This is a genomic window from Nostoc sp. PA-18-2419, assembly GCF_005869855.1.
Lineage (GTDB): Bacteria > Cyanobacteriota > Cyanobacteriia > Cyanobacteriales > Nostocaceae > Nostoc.
Window position 1 is genome coordinate 154042 of sequence record NZ_SZNH01000012.1, and the last position, 24385, is coordinate 178426.

At 38.5% G+C, this 24385-nt stretch carries 21 protein-coding genes; 9 read left to right on the forward strand and 12 right to left on the reverse strand.

Features of this window, described 5'->3' with window-relative positions; all coding sequences use genetic code 11:
• The first annotated feature begins 48 nt into the window (after positions 1–48).
• Positions 49–1797 carry an NAD+ synthase gene (locus FCR06_RS15085; RefSeq protein WP_138501008.1) on the forward strand — a complete coding sequence of 583 codons (1749 nt, stop codon included), beginning with the start codon at positions 49–51 and terminating at the stop codon, positions 1795–1797.
• A gap of 58 nt (positions 1798–1855) precedes the next feature.
• Here the strand turns inward: FCR06_RS15085 and FCR06_RS15090 are convergent, their stop codons facing one another.
• From FCR06_RS15090 to psbQ, 5 genes are all read right to left on the reverse strand, one after another.
• Positions 1856–2482, reverse strand: a complete 627-nt coding sequence (locus FCR06_RS15090) for a hypothetical protein (RefSeq protein ID WP_138501010.1) — start codon at positions 2480–2482, stop codon at positions 1856–1858.
• A gap of 321 nt (positions 2483–2803) precedes the next feature.
• The gene (hemJ, locus tag FCR06_RS15095; RefSeq protein WP_138501012.1) at positions 2804–3388 is read right to left on the reverse strand and encodes a protoporphyrinogen oxidase HemJ; all 585 of its coding nucleotides are present in this window, start codon (positions 3386–3388) and stop codon (positions 2804–2806) included.
• 131 nt (positions 3389–3519) lie between these two features.
• A complete protein-coding gene (locus FCR06_RS15100; RefSeq protein WP_138501014.1) occupies positions 3520–4371 on the reverse strand; it encodes an alpha/beta fold hydrolase in 852 nt (283 codons plus the stop codon).
• A 151-nt stretch (positions 4372–4522) separates the two neighbouring features.
• Positions 4523–5644 carry an NAD(P)/FAD-dependent oxidoreductase gene (locus tag FCR06_RS15105; RefSeq protein WP_138501016.1) on the reverse strand — a complete coding sequence of 374 codons (1122 nt, stop codon included), beginning with the start codon at positions 5642–5644 and terminating at the stop codon, positions 4523–4525.
• Between the two features lie 119 nt (positions 5645–5763).
• Positions 5764–6219: a photosystem II protein PsbQ gene (psbQ, locus tag FCR06_RS15110; RefSeq protein WP_138501018.1), complete on the reverse strand. Its 456-nt coding sequence runs from the start codon at positions 6217–6219 to the stop codon at positions 5764–5766.
• Between the two features lie 423 nt (positions 6220–6642).
• On the opposite strand from psbQ, the gene FCR06_RS15115 reads away from it, so the two are divergent.
• Together FCR06_RS15115 and bchM are read left to right on the forward strand one after the other, a co-directional pair.
• A complete protein-coding gene (locus tag FCR06_RS15115; RefSeq protein ID WP_138501020.1) occupies positions 6643–8289 on the forward strand; it encodes an adenylate/guanylate cyclase domain-containing protein in 1647 nt (548 codons plus the stop codon).
• A 156-nt stretch (positions 8290–8445) separates the two neighbouring features.
• Positions 8446–9132 (forward strand): magnesium protoporphyrin IX methyltransferase, encoded by a 687-nt coding sequence (bchM, locus tag FCR06_RS15120; protein WP_138501022.1) that lies wholly within the window; start codon positions 8446–8448, stop codon positions 9130–9132.
• Positions 9133–9196: 64 nt separating this feature from the next.
• Here the strand turns inward: bchM and FCR06_RS15125 are convergent, their stop codons facing one another.
• Positions 9197–10654, reverse strand: a complete 1458-nt coding sequence (locus FCR06_RS15125) for an AAA family ATPase (protein WP_138501024.1) — start codon at positions 10652–10654, stop codon at positions 9197–9199.
• Between the two features lie 194 nt (positions 10655–10848).
• Complete coding sequence (locus tag FCR06_RS15130; RefSeq protein ID WP_138501026.1) at positions 10849–13857, reverse strand: ABC transporter substrate-binding protein; 3009 nt, start codon at positions 13855–13857, stop codon at positions 10849–10851.
• Positions 13858–14227: 370 nt separating this feature from the next.
• Here FCR06_RS15130 and FCR06_RS15135 point away from each other — a divergent pair, with 370 nt between their 5' ends.
• On the forward strand, positions 14228–14704 hold the full coding sequence (locus FCR06_RS15135; RefSeq protein WP_138501028.1) for a hypothetical protein: 477 nt from the start codon (positions 14228–14230) through the stop codon (positions 14702–14704).
• 115 nt (positions 14705–14819) lie between these two features.
• The gene (locus FCR06_RS15140) at positions 14820–15200 is read left to right on the forward strand and encodes a DUF423 domain-containing protein (protein WP_138501063.1); all 381 of its coding nucleotides are present in this window, start codon (positions 14820–14822) and stop codon (positions 15198–15200) included.
• A 54-nt stretch (positions 15201–15254) separates the two neighbouring features.
• Here FCR06_RS15140 and FCR06_RS15145 read toward each other — a convergent pair whose 3' ends face one another.
• Together FCR06_RS15145 and FCR06_RS15150 are read right to left on the reverse strand one after the other, a co-directional pair.
• The gene (locus tag FCR06_RS15145; RefSeq protein WP_138501030.1) at positions 15255–16010 is read right to left on the reverse strand and encodes a DNA polymerase beta superfamily protein; all 756 of its coding nucleotides are present in this window, start codon (positions 16008–16010) and stop codon (positions 15255–15257) included.
• Between the two features lie 78 nt (positions 16011–16088).
• Positions 16089–16439: a DUF6717 family protein gene (locus tag FCR06_RS15150; RefSeq protein WP_138501032.1), complete on the reverse strand. Its 351-nt coding sequence runs from the start codon at positions 16437–16439 to the stop codon at positions 16089–16091.
• A 198-nt stretch (positions 16440–16637) separates the two neighbouring features.
• Here FCR06_RS15150 and egtC point away from each other — a divergent pair, with 198 nt between their 5' ends.
• Positions 16638–17426, forward strand: coding sequence for an ergothioneine biosynthesis protein EgtC (egtC, locus tag FCR06_RS15155; RefSeq protein ID WP_138501034.1), 789 nt, complete (start codon positions 16638–16640; stop codon positions 17424–17426).
• Between the two features lie 77 nt (positions 17427–17503).
• On the opposite strand, the gene FCR06_RS15160 is transcribed toward egtC, so the two are convergent.
• Positions 17504–18907 carry an ABC transporter substrate-binding protein gene (locus FCR06_RS15160; RefSeq protein WP_189523435.1) on the reverse strand — a complete coding sequence of 468 codons (1404 nt, stop codon included), beginning with the start codon at positions 18905–18907 and terminating at the stop codon, positions 17504–17506.
• 164 nt (positions 18908–19071) lie between these two features.
• Complete coding sequence (locus tag FCR06_RS15165; protein ID WP_138501038.1) at positions 19072–20436, reverse strand: serine/threonine-protein kinase; 1365 nt, start codon at positions 20434–20436, stop codon at positions 19072–19074.
• A 471-nt stretch (positions 20437–20907) separates the two neighbouring features.
• Here FCR06_RS15165 and typA point away from each other — a divergent pair, with 471 nt between their 5' ends.
• From typA to FCR06_RS15180, 3 genes are all read left to right on the forward strand, one after another.
• Entirely contained in the window at positions 20908–22698 is a 1791-nt protein-coding gene (gene typA / locus FCR06_RS15170) for a translational GTPase TypA (protein ID WP_138501039.1), read from the forward strand.
• 172 nt (positions 22699–22870) lie between these two features.
• Positions 22871–23497 (forward strand): hypothetical protein, encoded by a 627-nt coding sequence (locus tag FCR06_RS15175; protein ID WP_138501041.1) that lies wholly within the window; start codon positions 22871–22873, stop codon positions 23495–23497.
• Positions 23498–23505: 8 nt separating this feature from the next.
• The gene (locus FCR06_RS15180; RefSeq protein WP_138501043.1) at positions 23506–24132 is read left to right on the forward strand and encodes a hypothetical protein; all 627 of its coding nucleotides are present in this window, start codon (positions 23506–23508) and stop codon (positions 24130–24132) included.
• Positions 24133–24150: 18 nt separating this feature from the next.
• Here FCR06_RS15180 and FCR06_RS15185 read toward each other — a convergent pair.
• Positions 24151–24385: transposase family protein (locus FCR06_RS15185; RefSeq protein ID WP_138499596.1), on the reverse strand; the 235-nt coding region annotated here is incomplete at its 5' end.

Genomic DNA, 24385 nt, shown 5'->3' on the forward strand with positions numbered 1-24385 from the left:
ATGGGGAGACAATGACCAATGACCAATGACTAATGACTAATAACTAATATGAAAATTGCGATCGCTCAAATTAATCCGACAATTGGTGATTTAGTAGGAAATGCCCAAAAAATCCTAGAAGCGGCACAACGCGCTGCATCTGGCGGTGCGCGTTTGTTGCTCACACCAGAACTTTCTTTGTGTGGTTATCCACCACGAGATTTATTACTAAATCCTAGTTTTGTGGAAGCTATGAATATAACTTTACAAAACTTAGCTCAGGATTTACCAGCAAATTTAGCGGTGTTGGTAGGAACTGTTGAACAAAATATTAATGCACATACTAATGGTGGTAAAAGTTTATTTAACAGCATTGCTTTGCTAGAAAATAGCGAAGTCAAACAAGTTTTTCACAAGCGACTTTTACCTACTTACGATGTATTTGATGAACGTCGTTATTTCGATCCAGGCTTGCAAGCGAATTATTTTACCTTAGATAATATCAATATTGGCGTCACTATTTGTGAAGATTTATGGAATGATGAGGAATTTTGGGGCAAACGTACTTATGCAGTAAATCCCATTGCTGATTTAGCAATTCTGGGTGTAGATTTAATTGTGAATTTGTCTGCTTCTCCTTATACTGCGGGCAAGCAACAGTTTCGTGAAACAATGCTCAAGTATAGCGCAGTGCGTTTCCAACAACCGATTATTTATGCTAACCAGGTTGGGGGAAATGATGATTTAATTTTTGATGGTCGTAGTTTTGCCTTAAATCGTCAAGGTGAAATTATCTGTCGCGCCCGTGGTTTTGAAGCTGATTTGTTAGCAATTGAATTTGACGAAGCGGTGCGAGATTTGCAACTGAGTTCTCTAGCACCTGTATATGAGTCAGAAGATGAAGAAATCTGGCAAGCTTTGGTTTTGGGAGTACGAGATTATGCCCGCAAGTGTCGCTTTTCTAAAGTAGTTTTGGGTCTGAGTGGCGGGATTGATTCGGCGCTAGTAGCAGCGATCGCCACTGCTGCACTCGGTCAAGAAAATGTGCTAGGTGTTCTCATGCCTTCGCCTTATAGTTCCGAACATTCTATTAGCGATGCTTTAGCATTAGCCGAAAATTTGGGAATCAAAACTGATACTTTACCAATTGGCGAATTAATGCAAGGCTTTGATCGCACTTTAGCCAATTTATTTGCAGATACAGAATTTGGATTGGCAGAAGAGAATATTCAATCCCGGATTCGGGGTAATTTATTAATGGCGATCGCTAATAAATTTGGCTATCTTCTCTTATCTACTGGTAACAAGTCAGAAATGGCGGTCGGTTACTGTACCCTCTACGGCGATATGAATGGCGGCTTAGCAGTAATTGCAGATGTTCCTAAAACCCGCGTTTATTCACTTTGCCACTGGTTAAATCAAAATAAGGAAATCATCCCCAACAACGTCTTGACTAAAGCACCCAGCGCCGAACTCAAACCAGGTCAACTAGATCAAGACTCTCTACCGCCCTACGAAATTTTAGACGATATCTTACAACGCCTGATTCATAATTACCAATCAGCAGCCCAAATTGTTGCAGCCGGTCACGACTCCGTAATTGTCAATCGAGTAATTCAAATGGTAGCGCGTGCTGAATTTAAACGCCGACAAGCACCCCCCGGCTTAAAAATTACCGACCGCGCCTTTGGAACTGGTTGGCGAATGCCAATTGCCAGTAATTGGGTTGGTATCAAAAACGCTTACCAAACTCAAACCACGCCTACGCCTACCTTAGTGTGTTGGGATGGACAAAATGCTCATCCGCAAATTAAGTAAATGAGGACACAAGGACACGGGGATACTTCCCTTTTCACGTCCCCGCGTCTTTTCTCCCTCACGCAGTCACCACGTCTTGTTGAATGTTAAGATTTGCTTCTTTTATCAAAACTTTTAGTAAAGCTGCTATGCCTATTTGGTCAGAAATTGCATTAGCATCCCATTTGGCATCAGCTACATACTTGCCTTTGTTGTAGTGGTTAGTCCCTGACCACAAGTAAGGTGTAAGAACTTCTGGATGATATTTTCTATAACCAACACCGTTGTATCTCTCTAACTGCCAAAGCTGTGCTGGCAAACTCCAATCTTTGACTTGATTAAATTCTTTGATTGTCAAAGCATCAATCGCGCTTTCTTCCCAGGTATATCCCACCTGCCAGCCGTTGCTCGGGGCGGCTAGTGGTCTGCCAGTTGGTTCATGGACAGTACGTTTTTTTAACGAGTCGCCGTTGTGCAGATGTGTGCCAAAGTTCAGGGAAGATTCCATATTATGGATGACTGCAACAAAGTACCAAGGCACATTAATTTTTTGCTCTAATACTTCGTAACGAGGGCGATTTGCACTGATTTTCGCAACTATGTTCTGAGCATTTTTAAGTTTATCTGGCTTAATTTCGCAGCTATCCCAAAGCCTCTGATATTCTGGTTTTAAATCTTGCAGGCTAAGTAGTATTTTATTTGCCATTTTTGTTAAAGACCCAAGAATAACTTTGATTTTCTAGTTATGACAAAACTACTTTAGTTTTACAAGATTTTAAACTTTTTATACAAAAAAATTATTTATTCATACAAAACTTTTTAATATTTTATGCATTACAGACTACTTGGAAGCTGATTTCTGCGTTTTTGTAAACCTAAAATTAGTTACGTATAAATACTGGCTTGATAAATAATATAGACCACAGTATAGGGGCACAGCATTAGCGTGCCCATACAAGATATGTGGTTCAAATAAATGAACAATGTTTTGCCCGGACTTTATCTGAAATATCCTAGGCAATGTTATCTAACTTTGCTCTTGGGGAATTTGCCCTATCTGCGCCATCAACTTCTCTTTATCTTGCCTACGTTTTTTGGCGTAAAGTTGAATAGTAACTGCCATTAAAATAATCATTCCAAAAATGCCCCAAGCAGTGATATCTGTTGGCAGATTATTTTTAAATACAGCCAGTAAGACAATCGCTACCAACATCACTGTCGGTGCTTCATTTAAAGCACGTAATTGCTGACTATTCCAGGAACATTCATCTACTGCTAACTTCTTCATCAAACGAGCGCAGTAATGATGATAGCCAATTAAAATGGCCACAAACAGCAGTTTGATATGCAACCAACCCTCTTTTAACACTTCTGGTTCAGTGCTGACTAAGCCGATGGCCATAGCGATGGTCACAAACATTCCTGGGTTAGTGATGATATGATAGAGGCGCTTTTCCATAATTTGATACTGATTTTTTAGTATCGTTCGCGCTGGTTCAGGTTCTTCGTTAGCTTCAACATGATAAATAAAAAGACGTACCAGGTAGAACAGACCGGCAAACCAAACTACAAATCCGACAATATGAAATACTTTAAACCATGAATAAGCCATGAATTCTAATCTCCATCAGTGTGGTTTTGATGCATTTTTAATGGCAATAAAAATGAGTCAGAATTCTAACTTATGACTTCTAAATTCTGACATTCATTTTTATAATATCGATTTTTGCCAGAGGTATATTATCAATGAGTATCTTTGCGACGTACAAAGGGTAAAAGGTCTTCTAAAATAGTCTCATGGTAGTGTTCTTGAGGATAATGTCCGACGTTATTAAGTTTTATTAATTCAGCATTGGATACCGAATTTGTAAATTTTTCTGCAACATCTACGGGTAACCAAGGGTCAATCATACCCCATTGAATCAGAATTGGCTGTTGCCATTGTTGAAAGCCAGATTCAATTTCTGTCATTGCTGAATCAAGTTGCAAATTGCGAATACTTGCTAACAGACTTCGACCAGATGCAGAAGCGGTCAAAAACGGTTTTCGATAAATATCTAAATCCTTATCTTCTATGCGATAACGGCTACCACCTTCTAGTGTTCGGTCAACTAAGAGCGGGTCTTGGGTCATGACTTCACCAGCCAAAGGTAAACCCATTTGTTTAATTTTCCAAGGTAATTTAGCAGTAGTTGAAATAGGTGTATTTAAGATAGCTATATTGGCAATTTGTTCTGGATGGCGCAAAGCATATTGTAGTCCGACAGAACCTAAAAAGCCTTCTACAACTAAGGAAAAATATTCGAGTTCTAACGCTTTGATAAATCCTGATAAAGCTGTGACAAAAGCATCAGGAGTGTAAGCAAAATCTCGTTTTTCTGGTTTTGCAGAAAAGCCGTGACCAATCCAATCTGGGGCGATCGCTCTTGTACCTTGATTCGCTAAAGCAGGTATAATATTACGCCAGCTATAACTTTGTGAAACTAAGCCGTGTAGCAATAATACTGGCGTTAAGTCAGTTCTGCCAATTGGTGAAGATTCCCGATAAAACCATTCTAGTGAATCTACGTTTATTTTATGTTCTGTTATTGACACGCTATTTTCCTATAGATTTGGAATTTAAAAGCCTCACGCATAGACACGAAGTGGCTTCGCAAAGGGTAGGCGCAGAGGCGCAAAGATGAAAAGGTTTTTTATAAAAGGGATTGGGATTGGGAATTAGGGATTGGGATAGAAAAACTTTTTTCTAGTCCCCAGTCCCCACTCCCTGAGGAATAATCATCTCACGAATTGCATATGCTGTGGCGGGTGCTAGTAAAACGCCGTTGCGATAGTGTCCGGTAGCCAAAAGAACGTTACTAAATCCTGGCAACTTATCAATGATTGGGGCTGGGCGTCCTTCAGGACGAGGGCGTAACCCCGACCAAGTGCGGAGAATAGTTGCTGTGGCTAATTCTGGACAAAATGCGATCGCTTGTTCTCTAACAGATTCCAACAGTTGTTGATTTGGCGGTATTTCATCGCCGTTGGTGGGAAATTCCACTGTTGCACCTAACCAATAATCTCCACTACCTACAGGAACAATATGGACATCATTACCAGTGATTATCGGTTGGAAGTCCCGATTGCCTAATGGACGCCCTACACGTACTTGTAAAGCTTGCCCTAACACAGGGCGGATATCAATCGCCTGATTTAATTTTGCCGTCAGTGGCGTTGAACCTAACCCGGCGGCGACTACAAACCAATCAGCAGCTATTTTTCCTTCTGTAGTCTCAAGACGATGGCAAAATTTAGGCGAAGATTCAGGCGTTGAAGTTTGGCTATCTAAAGCAGCTACACCAAATTTGAAAGTTACACCATTCTGCTGGGCAGCTTTAACTAAAGCTAATGTCAGGGCAGTTGGATCGAGTTGACGGTCTTGAGGAGAATAAACAGCGCCAATAACTTTTTGGTAATCGACCTGAGGACAGATATTCTGAAGTTGAGCAGTATTCCAAATTTCTAACTGCCATCCTTGAGACTGGCGAGTTTCTACTAACCTTTCCCATGCTGAGATTTCCTTGGCGGCATCACAGAGCAGCATCAGAATTCCTTGGCGGTTAAAAGGAATTTTGCTACCTGTTATAGCTTCTAATTCTGGAATCAAGGTTTCATAGCGTTGGATGCTAGTTTGCCGCATTAGCCAAGCCTTGCCCTTGATTTTTTGGCTGATTACGCCCATCAAAACACCAAGTGCAGCACCCGTGGAAGCTTGTGCTGGTGGTTGCCGATCAAAAACTGTGATTTTCAGCCCTTTTACTTGACTGAGTTCATAAGCGATCGCAGCTCCAACCACACCACAACCGATAATAACTACATGACTCATTGCTTGTTTGAGATGGAATCGGGGAGTGGGAAGTGGAGTGATGGGGTGGTGAGCGTAGTTTCGCCCATCTCCTCATCTCCCTCATCCCTCTGTGCCCCTTTGCTCATCTTAACTTGCTTCTATTGAGTGGTTGTCTCAGGAAGCAACTCGAGGAATTTGTCAATGTCTTTGAAAGCAGCCTGTGAGTTACTCGAAGCAAGTTCACCGTTGCCAGAGGAAGCGCCTTGATTAACTTTAACCAGGTGGTTAAATAAATCTCGCGTTATTTGACGTGCTGCGGTTTGGTCTTTGGGTAGAAGGTGGGGAGTGACATAAGTCAGGTTTAACCTTGCTTCTGTTATCGGACCATGTATAAAGTTACTCACGTTAATCCAATCTTTTCTTTGGATAAAGGTCTGCAACTCTTGTGAGCGCTCGCGCACAGCTTGAATTTCCGGAACGTATTCCTGAATTTTCGCAATTTGCGTTTCTGTGTACGTTGGAGGTGCCACTGCGACACCAGGCCTGCCACAACTAATGAGAAATGTGGCCAATAATACCAAAACAAATGAGAAAATTGAGCGTTGACGCACCATACGCTGAACTTATTGACTTTTTATTTACCGATTAACAGTGTCATTTTAGATCGCTGGTGGACATTATCATTTGACTCTCAGATTTTTTTTTGAGGATGGGGAATGGAGAATGGTCAACAACAAGGGTGTAGGTCAGCAACTTCAAACAGGATAATTTATTTATTGGAGTTCCTTTAAATATTATCAAACATCTCAACAATAATACTTAACTTGAGTAGTAGTTTAGTAGCAGTATGAGTACACAAGCTGGAAAATACCAGATAAATTAACCGCTCCTACCTCAAATTTATTGTTATATTAAATACACGCAGTTGTCGGAATGCAGTTAACAGTGTCATAAAGAAAAGGTGAAGAGTTAACCTTTAAGGTATAACTTACCCAAGAGTTGCTCGCACCCGTAGCTTCAATGGATCTATCACACTCATGACTGAACTCACCCTACGCCTACAAGAGGGAGATACCGAGACAGCGATCGCAGTTGACCAAGATGTATTTACGATTGGTCGTTTGCCGGAATGTAATTTGTACTTACCTTTTGCTGGAGTATCCCGCAACCATGCCCGGATTTTAAAAACGACTGAGGGGATGTGGACTATTGAAGATTTGGGCAGCAAAAACGGCACGCAAGTCAATAAATATCTGGTAAACTCTCCCCAAGAGTTACATCACGGCGATGTCGTTTGGTTGGGTAATGTTAACCTAGTAGTGCTGCTGACAAATCCTGCTTCACAATCAACATCGACACCAGAGTATGCATCAACTTCGGATACTAATGAGCAAAGAACAATCCTTCACAATGTTGAACAATTACAACAGCAATGGATTGCAGCTGATAGTAAAGATGGCAACATCACCAATAAAGATAAAACTATTGCCCGTCTCAAAGACTTAGTTGATATAGCGAAAAATCTCTGTGCGGCAGCGTCTATAGAAGAGATTTTTTCCCAGGTGCAACAAGTTGTATTTCGTTATCTTGATAGTATTGATCGCTTGGCATTATTAATTGATGTCAATGGTCGTGGGCACTTAGAGTTAGTGAATGCTGCTACTAGAAATGTTACCCAACAGCAACATCTTTCTGCTGATGGTAGTTGGATTAGTCGTAGTATCTGTCAAAAAGTATTTGCAGAAAAAGTCGTTATTCAAACTGGTGATACTCATCAGGATGAACGGTTTGCTAGCGAACAGAGTATTTTAGTCAAAGGCATTCGCAGTGCAATGGCAGTGCCTTTATGGGATGAAAATAAAGTTGTTGGCGTTCTTTATGCCGATGCCAATCTTTCTTCTTACCATTGGGCAAATGAAGGCGAGGAAGAACTGAGCTTTTTTTCAGCTTTAGCAAACCTTGTGGCTTCTAGCGTCCAGCGTTGGCTACTAGCAGAGAAACTTAAAACTGAAGAAATGATTCGTCACCGACTAGAACGCTATCATTCCCCAGCAGTTGTACAGCAGTTGATATCTGTAGGCGCATTACCAGATGGTCGTTTAGCACCAGCAGAAAGTGAAATCAGTATTTTGTTTGCGGATTTAGTCGGGTTTACAGCAATTTCTGAACGATTAACACCAACTGCGATCGCTCAACTATTAAATAATTTATTTGAAGAAATGCTCAAAGAAGTGTTTACTTGCGGCGGCACTTTAGATAAATATATTGGCGATTGTATCATGACATTTTTTGGCGCTCCAGAACCGCAAATAGATCACGCCGATCGCGCTGTAACTGCTGCTAAGGGAATGCTCGCTCGTCTGAAACATCTCAATGCCAATAATTTTTGGCAAGAACCGCTGCAATTACGCATTGCAATTAATAGTGGTAAAGCGGTTGTTGGAGATGTTGGTAGTTCGCAAAGGGTAGATTATACAGCATTAGGCGCAACAATTAATCTGGCAGCTCGCATGGAAGGAGTTTGTCCTCCGAGTGAATGCGTGATTAGTGAAGCCACTTATAGAATGCTTTCACAACCATCGGACTTCCAAGAAATGGGAGATTATCGGTTTAAAGGTATTGATAGATTAGTCAAAGTTTATCAAACAAAATTGCAACCAGTATCAACAATTATTAGTCATTAAGCATTAAGTATAGTTCAAAACTCTTCGTGTCCCCAAACATCATTGAGTATTATTCGCTTATACATTAACTATATTTGCAAAAATCTGGAAGAGCGTTCATATGGGTTCCTATCAATGATAATTTTAAGCATTGGGAACCCCTAAAAATCAAAGTTTATGAACGCAGCCGACGATAAAACGATTGTTCGCGAGTATTTCAATTCCACAGGGTTTGACCGTTGGAGGCGGATTTACGGCGATGGTGAAGTCAACAAAGTTCAGCTGGACATCCGCAATGGACACCAGCAAACGGTGGATACAGTTCTCGACTGGCTAAAAGCTGATAACAATTTATCAGAACTATCAATCTGCGATGCTGGCTGCGGTGTGGGTAGTCTCAGCATCCCGCTAGCAGTCGATGGTGCCAAAGTCTATGCAAGCGATATTTCTGAAAAAATGGTGGAAGAAGGCAAAGATAGAGCCAAGCAAACCTTGGGAAATGCCGGAAATCCTACCTTTGCTGTCCAGGATTTGGAATCATTGAGTGGTAGTTACCATACTGTTATTTGCTTGGATGTTCTCATCCACTACCCCCAAGAAAAAGCCGATGAAATGATTTCTCACCTCTGTTCTCTAGCACAGTCACGGATAATTCTTAGTTTTGCGCCAAAGACCTGCGCTTTGACTATACTCAAGAAAATTGGCAGTTTCTTTCCCGGCCCGAGTAAAGCTACTCGTGCATATCTGCATCGTGAGGCTGATGTAGTGAGAATCTTGGAGAATAACGGCTTTTGTGTGCAACGTCAAGCGATGACTAAAACTCGCTTTTATTTTTCCCGCTTACTGGAAGCTACGCGTAAGTGATACCGAGTTGCATTCAGTAAGTAGGGTGCGTTACGGCTTGTGTCTAACGCACCGCTAATACTAACTATTGGCTGGGAGATGTCGCATTTGGTGCTGAGTTTTGTTTTTGATTATTGCTGTGATTGGGAGTATAAATAAATATGATGAAGGAAGCGATCGCAGCTGCTCCTAAAAGAAGAATTCCGGAAACTAACCAGATTTCCTCTCTATTCAGATTAATTTTAGTTTTAGAAGGTTTAACGGAAGATACATCTTTTTCAGACTTCTGGAAATCTTCACTCAAAACACTGCTTTGAATAATAGTATTTTGCTTTTGATTCTGGCTGATTAAAGGTATTTGATTAAAGGTTTCGGGAGTAGAACTAACTTCTTGTTTATCTAATTTTTCTAATTCTCTAATTTCCTGCCATAAGGGGTGACGTTGTATTAACCAACGCTGGATTAATTCTATTTTTACTTTATTGCCTTGCTCATTTAAGAAACCCTTTAATGCTAATTCTTTGGTTAATTTTTCTAGCAAATCTCTTGACAATACATCATGATGACTTTTAAGTAGCATCAATGGGTCTTTTTCTAGCACTTGGTCATTTTTTTCACTAGCTACTTTTTGCGCCTCAGCCACCGCAGAAAAAACTACCTTCTCAGGTATAGATAAAGCCTCCCAGTACCATGCAAAACCCGCTTCTGCCAACTCAACTGCCTTATCAATAATATTTTTTACATCTTCTTCGACAACTTCCCATTTTTGCAGTTCCCTAGCTCTACTGAAAACCGCAAAACACAAGATTTGAATGAAGTAAGGATGTCCTGCTGATAAATCTGCAATTGCTTGTATCGCATTTGGTTCGTAACTCAAAGAACCCCCAACCGGTTCGATAATCAGCTGCTTAATACTTTCATCATTTAGTAATCCAACTTCGGCGATCGGTACTTTGGGAAATATTTCGAGCAAATTTGGGATATCTGCTGGTTTCCTCCCAGCAAATATTATCACAAATAATCTCGGATTTTTATAGACAATGCTTTTTAATTGCTTAAATAATGATTCAAGTTCTACACCGATATGTTTATTATCTATAGCGTCAAATTCGTCTAAAAGTAATACTAAATTATTCTGGTGAAGATGTTCGTGAATTTGAGGTAGAAAAGTATTACAAAAAATTTCTTTTTCTTCCTGTATTTGTTGAGCTTTTGGTATTGCTATTTTCTCAGGAGGTATTTCTAATTGTTCGACAATAGTTTCTGCTAAATTTTCTAAGAGGTTTTCTAATTTCTCTTGGCTATGATATTCTAAATCAAAGCTGACAAAAGCAGAGTTATCTACTTTAACAAGTTTAGGGACATTTTGAAGTAGAGATGACTTGCCTATTCGTCGTTGACCATGCAGTAATATAACTTTCTCACCTTGTCTCAGATTTTCTTCAATAAATGCTAGTTGCTTCTGTCGTCCAAAAAATATTTCTGGTTCGCTAATCGGACGACCGATAACATAAGGGTTTCTCTGAGATTTTAGTTGTATCATAATAATATCTGCGATTGGTCAACTAAGCAGTCTGTGATTTGTTAGCCATATTCCTATAAGTTATTGCAGCACAAAGCATAATTAGAAATCAGGAAAACTTTTACTTATTGTTCTTTGTAGTTGTTAGGCATAATTTCTATTATACTCATATTGATTGACTAGTTCACATTGCTATTGTTAAGTTTTTCAAAACTCTATTTTGGTATGAGAACAAATTTACCGTTTTGAACTGTAATTAGTATTTCTTTTCTGCTCATTTCTTTAGTGTCTTTATCAAATACAAGTTCGTCTCCAGAGGTATCCTTTGATGAAAGATGGACTTGGGGTAAATTTTTCAAAACTGTTTCTTGAGATGGATTTTGGGATAGCCTGAAAGACTTAATAAAAGCCTGAGTAGCATCAAAGCTAGTGGCTGTAGCCCAACTAACACCACCACCCCATTGAAGTTTAGCTTTTTTTGCAAATTCTTTTGAGTTTGGTGCGTCACGAAACCAAGGTGGAGATAAAACTAAACCTTCTAAAGCATCACTATAATTATCCAAAAAGTTGTTGTCATAAAGAACATCACCTCCTAATAAATTAAGTTTTTGAATATTTTTATTTTTTGTTTGTTGCAACTTGTCTATCAACTCTTTATGAGCTTTAGTAATTTTACCAGCAATTTCAAGATGCTCTGTATCTGGAAATAATACAATTGCCTGAGCCGGATTTTTAGCTAGAATAATGTCTCGCACCTCTGTATCTGCATTGAAGTTTGGAGCGGCTAAATTATGATTGCATTTTTCGCCGCCATCCATTATTTCTCCCTTAAAATTATGCCTAAACTCTTCTCTCATAGTATTACTATATGTCTCATCAGGATTACAAAAAATTACTACTTTTTTGTAATTTTGTTTCCAGGCATATTCCGCTAAATTTTTACCAGTCACTGCGTTTGAATTTACAGTTCTAAAGAAGACTGGGCTTTGAAATTTTGTACTGCTGCTAGTAGGTGAGATGACTGCTAAATTTACTGATGTATATGTTGATAAGGCTGCATCAGTAGCGTGGCTAGAATTATGCCCTATAACTCCTAATATTGATTTATCTTTTACTAGTTGTTCAGCTACTTGTTTAGCTTTATCTTCTTTGTCATCATCGTCAGCAATCACAATCTCTAGTAATCGAGCGTTTAATCCGCCCTTTTGGTTAAATTGATTTTGCGCCTGCGCTATCCCACGTAACATTTCTTTAGCAGGGTCGGTTCTATTCTTGGCTGGTACTACAGCTGCCAAAGTTAAAGGATTACGTTTTTGAAGGGCAACAGCATTATTGTAGTAAATTAGTACTTCAGGATCATTATGATTATTTTTAACAGCTTTTTCAAAGTACTGTGCTGCTTGTGTGTAATTACCTTTATTAAAGCTATCAATACCTTGGTCACGATCGCTATTTTGTATGTCTGGAAATAAAGTGCGATCACCTCGGCTTATACTTACATTGCTAATTGGAGTATTTATTGGGTTAGGAGTAGGATTAGTCGAAGGTATACAGTGTCTATCTGAAGATTTTTCTTGCCCTACTGGGCAATTACTAAATAACTGACTAAAAAAAAGTATACATCCAATACTACCTCCAATTAATACTAGCAAGATTACTATAATTAATTTATAGTTTTGCTTTATTGAATTATTAATATAATTAATAGTGATTATATTAGTTTTAGCTTGATAAGCTTTTATTTCTGCTAATCTCTGTTGAGCTAAAGTATTTCCCAATTGAATCTGTAAAATCTTTTCATACTGTTGCTTTGCTGACAGATATTGTTTTTCAGTTATCAACCAATGTCCATATTGATTTAATGCTTCTATAAATTCTTCTTGATAGCCTATTGGATTTAATTTGTAAATTCGCTGGTAAAGTTCTAAAGCTCTGTCAAAACTTTGCACTTCCAAGTATTTTTTTGCTAGCTCTAATATAGTGCTGAAGTGATTAGGATTTAGCTGCAAGACCTGTTCGTACAAATTTAATGCATTTGATTGTCTTCCTTCTTGCCAGCAAGTACGAGCTATAGACAATAGTTGGCTGATTTTTTCTTCTTCCAGTGCTTCTAAACTTTTGATTTCATTCTTTAATAAATGACGTTTCAGTAACCAGAGGCGGACTAATTCTACTTTTATTTTCACTGGATTGATATGCAACAAACCTTTATTAATTAATGATTTAATAGCTTTTTGTAAAGGATTGGTTAGCACTATCCCATAGATTTCAAGTAACTTGAAAGGATTTTCTGTAGTATTTTTTTGAGCTTCGGCAACTGCTGAAATTACTATTTTTTCAGAGATACTTAGTCCGTCCCAAATAGTAGCTAATCCGCCTTCAGCACGTTCAATTGCTAAGGATACAGCATCATTTACACAGTCTGGTATAATCCTTGAATAACTTTCATCCCTTGCTTGATTAAAAATTGCATGGCATAAAACTTGCGTATAATAAGGATGTCCTGCTGAAAATTTTATAATTTGTTCTATAGTTGGTTGTTGATATAGCAAAATATTTTCAGCAGGTTGAGTAATCTGTTGTTTAGTACTTTCGTCATCAATTAAACCTATTTCTTGATATATTCCACCTCTAAATGATTGCACTAAATTAGGCATATAATCTAAGTATCGGCCAATTACTGCAATCACAAATAATTCTTCGTCTTGTGTAACTAAGTTTTCTAAAAAACGTAAGAATGCAAAAGCGGTTTCTGTATTATTTTGAGTAACAACATCAAATTCATCTAACAATAACACTAGTTTTTTATTGCCCAGTATATCATAAACCGTAGATAGAAATCTCCGGGTAAAAAGTTTGGGATTATTATCTAAATCTCTCGATTTTAGAGTATCGAGTACAGTATTGTCTATGTTAAGGCGTTCAACAATAGCATTAGCGATCGCATACAGGATTTCACCCAAAGTTGAATAACTATGATGTTGCAAATCACAAGGTACAAAAACAAATTCGTCTTGAGATATAAAAAGAGGAATGTTTTTGAGTACAGAAGATTTACCTATACGTCTTTGACCGTGTAATAGAATAAATTTTGCATTCTGTTGCAAACTATCTTCTATAGTCCTCAAAAGAGTTTCTCGACCGAAAAGCTGATGTTTGTTTACAATAGGAGGACCAATAATATAAGGGTTTGCCCCGTAAGGATTTTGTGAGTTTGGAGACATTAGGGTTTTGCTAATTCTAGAGTAATTAATGTTTAATTTTTAGTTTTATATATTTACGAGATAGTATTTATAATTTTGTAGTATGGATATCTCAGCTATGATAAAATCGTTGAACCAGGCAAAATGCCCGTCCCACAATCATCTTGAAACTAGTAACGCCGAATTTTTACAGGGAATTAAGTATATTAAAATATTACATGATTACTGTGCTATCTTGTACGCGCTTAGTAACCTTGCTTTTTTAAGCAAAGCACACCAAAAAGTTCGGTGCGTTCACTAAAAAACTCTCTTTGGGAGTAGATTGATATACTGGAACCTCTGGGAAAGTCAAGTTAGAATTTTTAGCAAAGTTCAAATCTGAAGTGGAACTATGAAAACTGCTGAAAAATTGGCTGCGGGTTGGCTACTGACACTCGGATTCATGTTTTTAACGCTATCAGCATCAGCAGCAATTGATAAATTTGCTACGCGTAAGTATACACAAGTAAAAGATGCGTATGATTTTTCTGCGCCAAATGCTACTTATCAAGATAATAATACTGTTGTTGGTGGCTTAATTTTTGGTGTACCTAGTCTGACACTGGGTGTATGGTTAGCATTGGGATTGTATCGTCAAAGTCGGCAAGAGAAAAAGGCACTTCATCAACAACGTAGCGATCGCTTGCAATCTCTTTTTTATGAGATCCTACAACAAAATCATGGACGCGTGACTGTTTTAGGCTTTGCCATGCAATCACAACTCCCCCCAACCGACGCTAGGCAATATTTAGATGAAAAAGCTAAAGAATTCAATGCAAACTTCAAAGTGAATGAAGAAGGGGCTGTATCATATCATTTTGATGTCTAATTGTCATTTGTCATTTGTCCTGTGTCAGTTGTCATTTGTCTTTTGTTATTTGCTATTTACTAATGATTAATGACCAATGACCAATGACTATCTTACTAACTTACGGCTAAGTCTAATGACGCAAATTTTCTTGAGCGTAGCTGCTGTTTTAGGTGGTTTGTCAGTTGCTACTGGTGCTTTTGCTTCCCATGCTTTGCGGGAAAAAATTAGTGAGCGATCGCTAGAAATTTTTGAAACTGGTACTCGTTATCAAATGTATCATGCTCTGGCACTTTTTTTAGTAGCATTACTAATTAGTCGCAGTGAATTTCCTCAACCCACTCTTGTAGCCAGTGGATGGTTATTCATCATTGGTATTGCTATTTTCTCAGGAAGTTTATATGCGCTGAGCTTAACTGGTATAAAATCCTTAGGAGCAATTACACCACTAGGTGGCGTCGCCTTTCTTGCCGGTTGGGGTGCTTTAGCTTTTGCGGCTTGGAATTTAAAGTTGTAAAAAAAGAAAGTCAAGAGTTAGGAGTTACAAGTGTTATGAATTAACAACTCCTAACTAATAACTTTTAACTCTCAACCTTAGGAGCAAATTATGTAAAGCTACCTTCGCCGCAGGTGCTTCGGGTAGCGTACTTGTTTCATACGCCTCTTGCAGGCGATCGCGTAATCGTTCATACTCTTGTTGATGAAAAGCTACATCAACATTTGATAAAATAGACTTTTCTGCCTCTGCCAACTTTTGGGCAATTAAATCAGGAATGTATGGTAAATTAAAAACTTCATTGAGCTTAACTAAATTGGCTTCAATCACTCCTGTTTGCATCAGGTAAATACCAGTCAAGATTACTCGATAAATATAAAGTAGTGGCTTGACTCGATATGGTTGTTCTTTGGCAAAAAGTTTCCATTGAGTTGCAGCAAATCCAAAGTAATGATGGCTGTGGTGACGAGTAATACACTCTTTGGCAATAATTTTTAATTCTTCATGTTCTGGTGTAGTTTTTAATATTAAAGGTGAATACAGTTGCTCTAACACATAACCATTCTTTTTCAGGAGCAGCAAAAAGAATTTTTTGATATCGTGAGTTACTAAATCAATTTCTAAAGATTCACGAATCTCTGATATTTCAATAGTTTCAGCCCCAGTATTTAATCCCACCACTTCTCGTATTGGTAAAATATGTACACCACGCAAGTCATAATCAGAATCGGGTGACGGAAAACCATATAAGTGAGAACCGCTAATCGTCGCAAATAAAAGCGGGTAAGGCTGTTGTTCAATTATTGTCCTGATAGGTGGTAAAATATCCATATAAAATCTTAGGCAAACATTCACAGAGTTCTTGTAAGACTAACGTAATAAAATTAGTTAAGACTTTTCAAACATTCTCTACGAATAAAGACTTTCAGCTTTGCAATATATTTTTTTAGGCGGTTCGCTGAAGTATTTTAACAATGCTGGACATAGCCAACCTTCCAAGTTGTTTTTACTCCAGTAATACCAATGACCGTTATACTCTGCTCTCAACCAAATTAGTTCAGCTTGATAACCAGGAAACAGATTTGCAGAAAATAAAAGTTTAAAGCCTTCATCAACATTAGCAATATCCTCAACCAAAATATCGATCATTTCGGGTATACCACTGACAAATGGTTCTTGGATTAGTTCCATCCGTTCATCATCAAATACCCATGTTTGATTATGTTTATATGGGAAAATTACCATCATTGAATTAGTCATCAGTCATTGTTTATAAATCCCTGTCATATAAGTTTACGTAAAACATTGTTAAACTAAATGTTTTGCATAACAAAGAAGTTAATAAGGTAACATGAGGCAGCACTTGCTAACGAGAATAGCGCAAATTTATGAAAAATATAGCTAATTCTCAGTAAAAAAACTTATTCTATAAAGCTATTGGGAGCAAATACTTGAATCATGTCTCGTTTACTTGCCTACCTCGGTTCGCCTATTTCTCTGGAATATCTTCTGTATAAACCAGAACATTCATTGATAGTCCAGGGTTATCAACCCTGCGAAATGACTTCTGGGATAGTAAATGCAGATGGTTTTGGTGTAGGTTGGTATCATAGTCAAAAAGATATCGAACCTTTTACCTACAAAAATACTCTACCTATTTGGAATGACATCAACCTACACAGTCTCAGCCGTTACATTGAATCAAAGTGTATACTTGCTTACATCCGTAGCGCCACACTAGGCCAAGCTGTAGATTTTGCTAATTGTCAGCCGTTTAACTATCAACAAATAGTATTCATTCACAATGGCCAAATTGATAATTTCCGCAAAACATTACACAGAAAAATTCGCAGTACTTTAACTCCCGATTTCTATGAAATAATTAATGGTACTACTGACTCCGAACACATTTTTGCATTGTTACTTTCACATAGTCAAATTAACAAGCATCGACCTCTAGAATATGTTTTACGTACCACATTATTAACACTCTTAGAGATGGCAAAACGCTATCAACTACAAGCCTCACTCAATGTAATCTTTAGTGACGGACATCGCCTTATAGCCTCTCGCGTTGCTACCAGTTCACCGATGCCATCTCTTTACTGGATACGAGACGATCCGACTTTTCCCAAATCTGTTATCATTGCATCCGAACCTCTATTTATAGGTAATTGGATTGCTTGTCCAGAAAATAGCATTATTAGTGTCGGAGAAGATTGTGATATCCAGATTGAGCAAATCTAATGTAAAAGAGGCTATTTTTTAAATCATCCATATTTTCTATGATGTACGAACTTTTTTTAGGCAATCAATGGTAGGAATTACTTCTTATTCAAGAGGGCAAAATCGTAACCAGTCCCAGAAGAACAACGCTCGCAACGCTCAACTTTGACTAGCAAAGCTTCTCCTTGACGCTCGCCTGAAGGTGAAAACATAATCATTCCTGTAGCTCCAGAAGTTGAAAAATCAGGATTAGACAGTACTTTTTGTAAGCCTTCACGGGTGTTATCTCGTTTCAAACCAGTGATAATTACTTGCATCGCATCATAAGCTCCCGCTGTTCTCTGATTTACCCGTGCATTCCAAAGCTGAAAAGCATTTTCTGCAAATGGGTTATTTTTATTTGCATCACGGTGCCAATATACAGGTAATACCATTCCTTCGACATCTTTGCCGTTTTGTAAAGTTGTTGCACTGTACATAATTTCAGAAGCAAACAGTGGTTTTCTGCCTTTAATCTCTTGTCCAACTTTACTAGCGAAATATATATTTCTGATTGAAGGTATTAGTAAAAAGCCATTAGCGTTTTCTGTTTCTATAGCTTTATCCACAAAAGCTTTCGGGTCAAAATTTTTATCTGCTAAATTGCAAGGCGTACTAATAACTTTACTGCCATATTTTTCCAGCGCTTGACTGTACTGTTCTACAAGTACTGGATTAGATGAAGAAGTTGAATTATTTACTGAGCGAAGATAATCACTACAAATAGCAATATTTCTTGCTTGTCGAGCAATGTAACGAGCATGAGTATCTACTAAATTCTTATATAGCGGATTTATATGAAATAAGTAATTATTTTTATCAGTATTCTGCTGACTATTTGCTGAATTTTGCTCTAAGTTATTTGGATTTTCAGCTTGAGTGGGGCGCTCTACAGGAAAGACTAACACCAAACCTTTCTGATTATAAACTGGGGCATCTTGTCTCACACCCACTGTGGCTACAAAGCTCTTGTCATCAACTAATTCATTATCTAGCTTGGGAAAATCTTCTTGATTTTCAACACTTGCAATTACAACTTGCAATTTCTTTCCATTAATTCCGCCTTGGTGATTAACTTCATTTTGAGCTTGAGCTACGCCACGTAAAATTTCTTCTGCTAAATTAGCATCAAAATTAAATGGTGCAATCACAGCAACTTTTAATGTTTCTGAATTATCTCGCGCAATTTTTGCATTGTTTAAATAAATTAAAGTTTCTGGATCGTTAGGATTATTCTTCAAAGATGTAGTAAATTTTTCCACAGCGGTGGAGAAATCTTTCTCCCCAAAAGCTTTAACTCCATCACTTTTTTCTGGGGAAGTTTGTACTTTTACCAAAATCCTTGTACCCAAATTTATTAATGAAGGTTTATTTGGTAAGGAAGATGAAGTTGATGTGGGGTTTGATGATGGGATGATAGTAGAAGAAAGTTTACTAATTAACCAAAAAATAACTGCTACCATTATTCCAGCTATTCCYAAAGAAATAAGCAGTCTCAAGTTTTCTTTTTTATTTGTCATARGTTGTTAAAAAATGAAGTARASTCATAATTATAAATAAAAAATTAAATTTKGATAATTTTATTATAACTGTAAGATAATATTAGTGAGTTTTTATTGCTAATTTTTTAAAAATATTGAGAAATAATTTTATTAAGAATTTCAGATATAAGCACAATAATAACTGTCAAAAACCCTGCAAGAAGAATGAGTAAGATTACAAGCAATAGTCCATTGATACCAAATTGAAGAAGATTCTGAGTTAGCAAATTTTTGAAACCTAAGACCACAAGTAAGTTGGCTATAATAGCAATAATAATTAAATAAGTTTTTTCTACCAACGAGTGAGATTGAATAAATACTAATATTCCTAAAATTAGCAACCACAATCCTGAGCTAATCCAAGTAGTTCCGATGAAACTAATCAGAGCGATCGCTAAGAACGAACTACCAGTTCCAGCAATTATTGCTGACAATAATAATCTATTATTAGATAATAATGGTAATTCAGTTTTTTGGTGTTGAACTTGTGGTTCTGCTTCTAATAATCGGGAAGGCCAAAGGACTGTAGGAGGTAATATATGTCTTAAAGGTGGTAAATTGCTCAAATCTTGTAATACAGCCTGTGCAGACTGATAACGTACTTCGTGATTTTCTTGCAGTAACTTATGAATAACTAGCTCTAATTCATGAGTGATCTGTTGCTTTAAATGCTGTTGCCAATTAGAAGTCCAACTATAACCTTGTTTTATCCACAAACTCGATGGAGAAATATTAGTTAATAGATGAAAGCAAGTTATTCCTAAACTGTAGATATCGCTAGATGGAAAAACTCTGCCTAATTGCATTTGCTCAATAGGTGCATAACCTAATGAACCAATAATTGTCCCCAGTCCAGTATTTGAATCCCTCTTTTGCTTTGACACTCCAAAATCAATTAGTACTAATTTATTATCGCTGTGACGACGAATAATATTTTCTGGCTTAATATCTCGATGAATTATTTCCTGTTCGTGTATCGCTAACAGTATAGATAATAAATCATTTAAAAAATCTCGAATCTTAGCTTCATCAAAAACCCCCTGCTGTTTTAACTCCTGTAACAGATTTTCCCCATCGATAAATTGCTGCACTAAATATAGATATTCACCTTCCTTAAAATATGCATATAAATTGGGAATTTGTGGATGTTGCCCTAATTCTTTGAGACGTTTGGCCTCTCGCTCAAACAACTCAGTTGCTTTTTTATGTGTCTCAGTACCTTGAGAGCCAGAAAATTGACTTAAAACTAATTGCTTAACAACACATTGTTCATTGAGCTTGTCTATATCTTCTGCGATATATGTGCGTGCAAACCCTCCTCTTCCTAACACTGCGCTAATCCGGTAACGATTTCTCAGCAGGGGTATCAACTTTGTCCCGCAACTGAGACAAAAATTTGTTCCGTCAGGATTTTGGGGATTCTCGCAATTAGGATTTAGGCAGCAGATCATAATTATTTTATCGCTGTCATTTGATTAATTTTTAAAATACATCTTAAATTTATACCGGAAATTCAGTATAAACTTTGTGCTGCAACGTTTCTATATGAATAACAATTAAAGGTGCGATCGCACTCTTGCTTGTGACTTTCTCAACCCAGACAAGCATAACCAACCGCTCGAACGAGCTATTTTGCACAAATAAATCGCCTTTAATCTATACCACGATTAATGTCTACTGTTAACAATAGCCTGATAAATCTAACTTACTGCTAATAGAAGCTTTTTTCTCATCCCATTCACGTCGTAATTACCGCACATCCGCCATTGTCACTTGGATAGAACTCACCGCAATTGTGACAATTACGCTAGAATTATTAAAGGTTCTTTACAGAATTTGCCGATCGCCCCCAATTCTGTTAGAAAAGCCTAGCATTCAAATGTAAATCTAAAAACTCCCTGTAAAGTTCACCAAAAGCTTCTATGACGCTCCCAATTCGCAACGTCGCCATTATCGCCCACGTTGACCACGGCAAAACTACCCTGGTTGATGCGCTCCTCAAACAGTCCGGCATTTTCCGTGAAGGTGAAGACGTTCCGGATTGCGTCATGGACTCCAACGCCCTAGAACGGGAGCGGGGAATTACAATCTTATCCAAAAACACAGCGGTTCGTTATAAAGAAACGCTGATTAATATTGTTGATACACCCGGACACGCTGACTTCGGTGGCGAAGTAGAACGAGTACTCGGCATGGTTGACGGATGTCTTCTGATTGTCGATGCTAACGAAGGCCCCATGCCGCAAACCCGCTTTGTACTCAAAAAAGCTTTAGAAAAAGGATTGCGTCCCATTGTTGTCGTCAACAAAATCGACCGTCCCCAAGCCGATCCTTACGGTGCAATTGATAAAGTATTGGATCTGTTCTTGGAATTAGGTGCAGATGAAGACCAATGTGATTTTACCTATCTGTTTGCCTCCGGTCTAGCAGGTTACGCCAAAAAAGACTTGGATGCAGAAGCAGTAGACATGCAACCTTTATTTGAAGCGATTCTCCACCATGTTCCACCACCTGTAGGCGACATCAATAAGCCTTTGCAATTGCAAGTCACAACCCTAGATTATTCAGAATATCTCGGACGAATTGTGATTGGCAGAATTCACAACGGTATAATTCGCGCCGGACAACAAGCAGCACTGGTTACAGAAAGTGGCAAGATTGTTAAGTCTAAAATCAGTAAATTGTTAGGTTTTGAAGGGCTGAAGCGGGTGGAGATGGAAGAAGCATCCGCAGGTTATATTGTGGCTGTTGCTGGTTTTGCAGATGCTAACATTGGCGAAACAATTACAGACCCCAATGAACCGCAAGCTCTGCCATTAATTAAAGTAGATGAGCCAACCTTGCAAATGACCTTCTCGGTGAACGATTCACCTTTTGCAGGTCAAGAAGGCAAGTTAGTGACATCAAGACAAGTGCGCGATCGCTTGTTCCGCGAATTAGAAACCAACGTTGCTTTACGGGTTGAAGAGACCGATTCTCCCGATAAATTCCTCGTTTCCGGTCGTGGCGAATTGCACTTGGGTATCTTAATTGAAACCATGCGCCGCGAAGGCTTCGAGTTTCAGGTATCTCAGCCACAGGTAATTTACCGCGAAGTCAACGGACAACCTTGCGAACCTTACGAATTGTTGGTGTTAGACGTACCTACTGATGCTGTGGGTAGTTCTATCGAACGCCTGGGACAACGCAAAGGCGAAATGCAAGATATGCAACCGGGTAGTGGCGATCGCACTCAGTTAGAGTTTGTCATTCCCGCCCGTGGTTTGATTGGTTTCCGGGGTGAATTCATGCGGATGACTCGTGGCGAAGGCATCATGAACCACAGCTTCCTCGACTACCGTCAACTCAGTGGCGACATTGAAGCCCGGAACAAAGGCGTTTTAATCTCCTTTGAAGAAGGCGTTGCTACCTTCTACGCCATGAGAAATGCCGAAGATAGAGGATCGTTCTTCATTACTCCCGGTACTAAAGTTTATAGAGGGATGATTGTCGGCGAACACAATCGTCCCCAAGATTTGGAACTGAATGTTTGTAAGACCAAGCAGTTAACCAACCACCGCGCCGCTGGTGGCGATGAACTAGTGCAACTGCAAGCACCGATAGACATGAGCCTAGAGCGTGCTTTGGAATACATCGGCCCAGATGAATTGGTGGAAGTTACACCACAATCGATTCGTCTGCGGAAGATGTCGAAGAAGTTAGCGAAACGTTAAATAAAGTTAATTGATAGATTTAGAAAGCCCGCATTAGCGGGCTTTTTATTTTGTAAGTTTCTTAAGTAAGAAGTTACCGTTTAAACAATCTAGTGAAGCTCATAAGCTCATACTAGCAAACTGATTAAAATTGAAGCTATACTGACTGATTACAGTCTTTTTAGTAAGGAAAATGGCAAACAAAGGAGAGCGTGGGCGCATCCGTGTATTTTTCGCAGAGGTTGAGGGTGATGATCAAACTATTCAAGAAGGTTTACAGGTAATTAACGTAGCAGCTAACAAAATTTTTCAGTCTCCTCCAAAAACGATAAAGGTTTTATCGGCTTCTGCGGTTCCTAGTGATGAAGATGAGCTTGTCGAAGAGCTTGACACAGAAGACGAAGAGGAAGATGTCAGTGTTGCGAGTGTTTCTACAAACTCGAAACAGAAGAAGAATTCGTACAAGCCTCCCACAATGACAATTGTCAAAGATTTAAACCTACGACCAGAAGGCGAGCCTTCATATCGGGACTTCCATTCTCAGAAAAATCCAAAAAATCAAGAGCAAGCTATTACTGTGGCAGTTTATTACTTGAAGCGAGTCCTAGAGCTAGACAAAATAACACCAAACCACATTTTTACATGCTTTAAGGATGTCGGACTACGGACACCAAAGAATATGCCTCAAAGAATTCGAGAGACTGCGACGAGGAAAGGATGGGTTGATACCTCGGAGCGAAGCAACATTAAAATTACCAACCACGGTGAGAATTTGGTTGACCATGACTTACCTGCTCCCAAAGGAAAAAAAGATTTGTGAGATGGTAGATGGAAATAGAAGATTTTTGTATTCGACTCAATCAGATTGAGCTGTCGAACGCCGAACGCGCTCTAGCTATTTTATGGTTCCATGATTGTGCAACACCAGGTACTTATATAAAGGCAGGTATGTTGGCACGTATCATCTATAAAACTGGACTTGGCAATCCTAATCCAACACAACTTGAAGAAGCGATTGTTAAGACAAAGCTGGCAACCAAAACTAATGCAGGATTCAAGCTCAAACCAACTGAGCGGAGTACTATTAAAAACTGGCTTGTACCAATTCTTGAAAGACCACCTGCTGACGTTGATTTAGAGCATGGTTACCTACCAGAAGAAATATGGAAGAATACAAGGGGTTATATCGAAAAAATAGCTTTTCAGGTCAATGGTTGTTTTCAATACGGTTTTTATGATGGTGCATCAGTACTTATTCGTCGGCTCGTTGAAACACTTCTAATTGAGTGTTACGAACATGAAAAAACTCAATTCCGTATAGCTGATTCGGATGGCAATTATTTTATGCTGTCAGGAATTATTGCGGATGCTGCTGATAAGAATGGACTTTCTCTAGCCCGTGAAACGAAGAATAGACCTCTTGCAAAAAAGTTTTGTGGTATGGTGGAGGATTGAGTTAAATTCAACAGGAATTTAGGCTTTTTGAATTTCGTAGTTATAAAGCCCAGCAATTAAATGACAGCGCAATCCAAAACGTTTCCTGCGATTACGGTAGCGCTGACTCAAAATCCGAAAAACTTTTAACTGCCGATTAACATGTTCAATCAGGACTCGACGACTCGCTAAAGTCCGGTTAGATTGCTTTTGCTCTTTGGTTAACTTACCTCCTCTAGGTTTTTTGTGAGGCAACTGACTATTTGTATGTACC

Bases quoted from the DNA above. Each gene is read 5' to 3' on its own strand.
- FCR06_RS15085 (WP_138501008.1), top strand. From the start codon at position 49: ATGAAAATTGCGATCGCTCAAATTAATCCGACAATTGGTGATTTAGTA.
- FCR06_RS15090 (WP_138501010.1), bottom strand. From the start codon at position 2,482: ATGGCAAATAAAATACTACTTAGCCTGCAAGATTTAAAACCAGAATAT.
- hemJ (WP_138501012.1), bottom strand. From the start codon at position 3,388: ATGGCTTATTCATGGTTTAAAGTATTTCATATTGTCGGATTTGTAGTT.
- FCR06_RS15105 (WP_138501016.1), bottom strand. From the start codon at position 5,644: ATGAGTCATGTAGTTATTATCGGTTGTGGTGTGGTTGGAGCTGCGATC.
- psbQ (WP_138501018.1), bottom strand. From the start codon at position 6,219: ATGGTGCGTCAACGCTCAATTTTCTCATTTGTTTTGGTATTATTGGCC.
- FCR06_RS15115 (WP_138501020.1), top strand. From the start codon at position 6,643: ATGACTGAACTCACCCTACGCCTACAAGAGGGAGATACCGAGACAGCG.
- bchM (WP_138501022.1), top strand. From the start codon at position 8,446: ATGAACGCAGCCGACGATAAAACGATTGTTCGCGAGTATTTCAATTCC.
- FCR06_RS15125 (WP_138501024.1), bottom strand. From the start codon at position 10,654: ATGATACAACTAAAATCTCAGAGAAACCCTTATGTTATCGGTCGTCCG.
- FCR06_RS15130 (WP_138501026.1), bottom strand. From the start codon at position 13,857: ATGTCTCCAAACTCACAAAATCCTTACGGGGCAAACCCTTATATTATT.
- FCR06_RS15135 (WP_138501028.1), top strand. From the start codon at position 14,228: ATGAAAACTGCTGAAAAATTGGCTGCGGGTTGGCTACTGACACTCGGA.
- FCR06_RS15140 (WP_138501063.1), top strand. From the start codon at position 14,820: ATGACGCAAATTTTCTTGAGCGTAGCTGCTGTTTTAGGTGGTTTGTCA.
- FCR06_RS15145 (WP_138501030.1), bottom strand. From the start codon at position 16,010: ATGGATATTTTACCACCTATCAGGACAATAATTGAACAACAGCCTTAC.
- FCR06_RS15150 (WP_138501032.1), bottom strand. From the start codon at position 16,439: ATGACTAATTCAATGATGGTAATTTTCCCATATAAACATAATCAAACA.
- egtC (WP_138501034.1), top strand. From the start codon at position 16,638: ATGTCTCGTTTACTTGCCTACCTCGGTTCGCCTATTTCTCTGGAATAT.
- FCR06_RS15160 (WP_189523435.1), bottom strand. From the start codon at position 18,907: ATGGTAGCAGTTATTTTTTGGTTAATTAGTAAACTTTCTTCTACTATC.
- FCR06_RS15165 (WP_138501038.1), bottom strand. From the start codon at position 20,436: ATGATCTGCTGCCTAAATCCTAATTGCGAGAATCCCCAAAATCCTGAC.
- typA (WP_138501039.1), top strand. From the start codon at position 20,908: ATGACGCTCCCAATTCGCAACGTCGCCATTATCGCCCACGTTGACCAC.
- FCR06_RS15175 (WP_138501041.1), top strand. From the start codon at position 22,871: ATGGCAAACAAAGGAGAGCGTGGGCGCATCCGTGTATTTTTCGCAGAG.
- FCR06_RS15180 (WP_138501043.1), top strand. From the start codon at position 23,506: ATGGAAATAGAAGATTTTTGTATTCGACTCAATCAGATTGAGCTGTCG.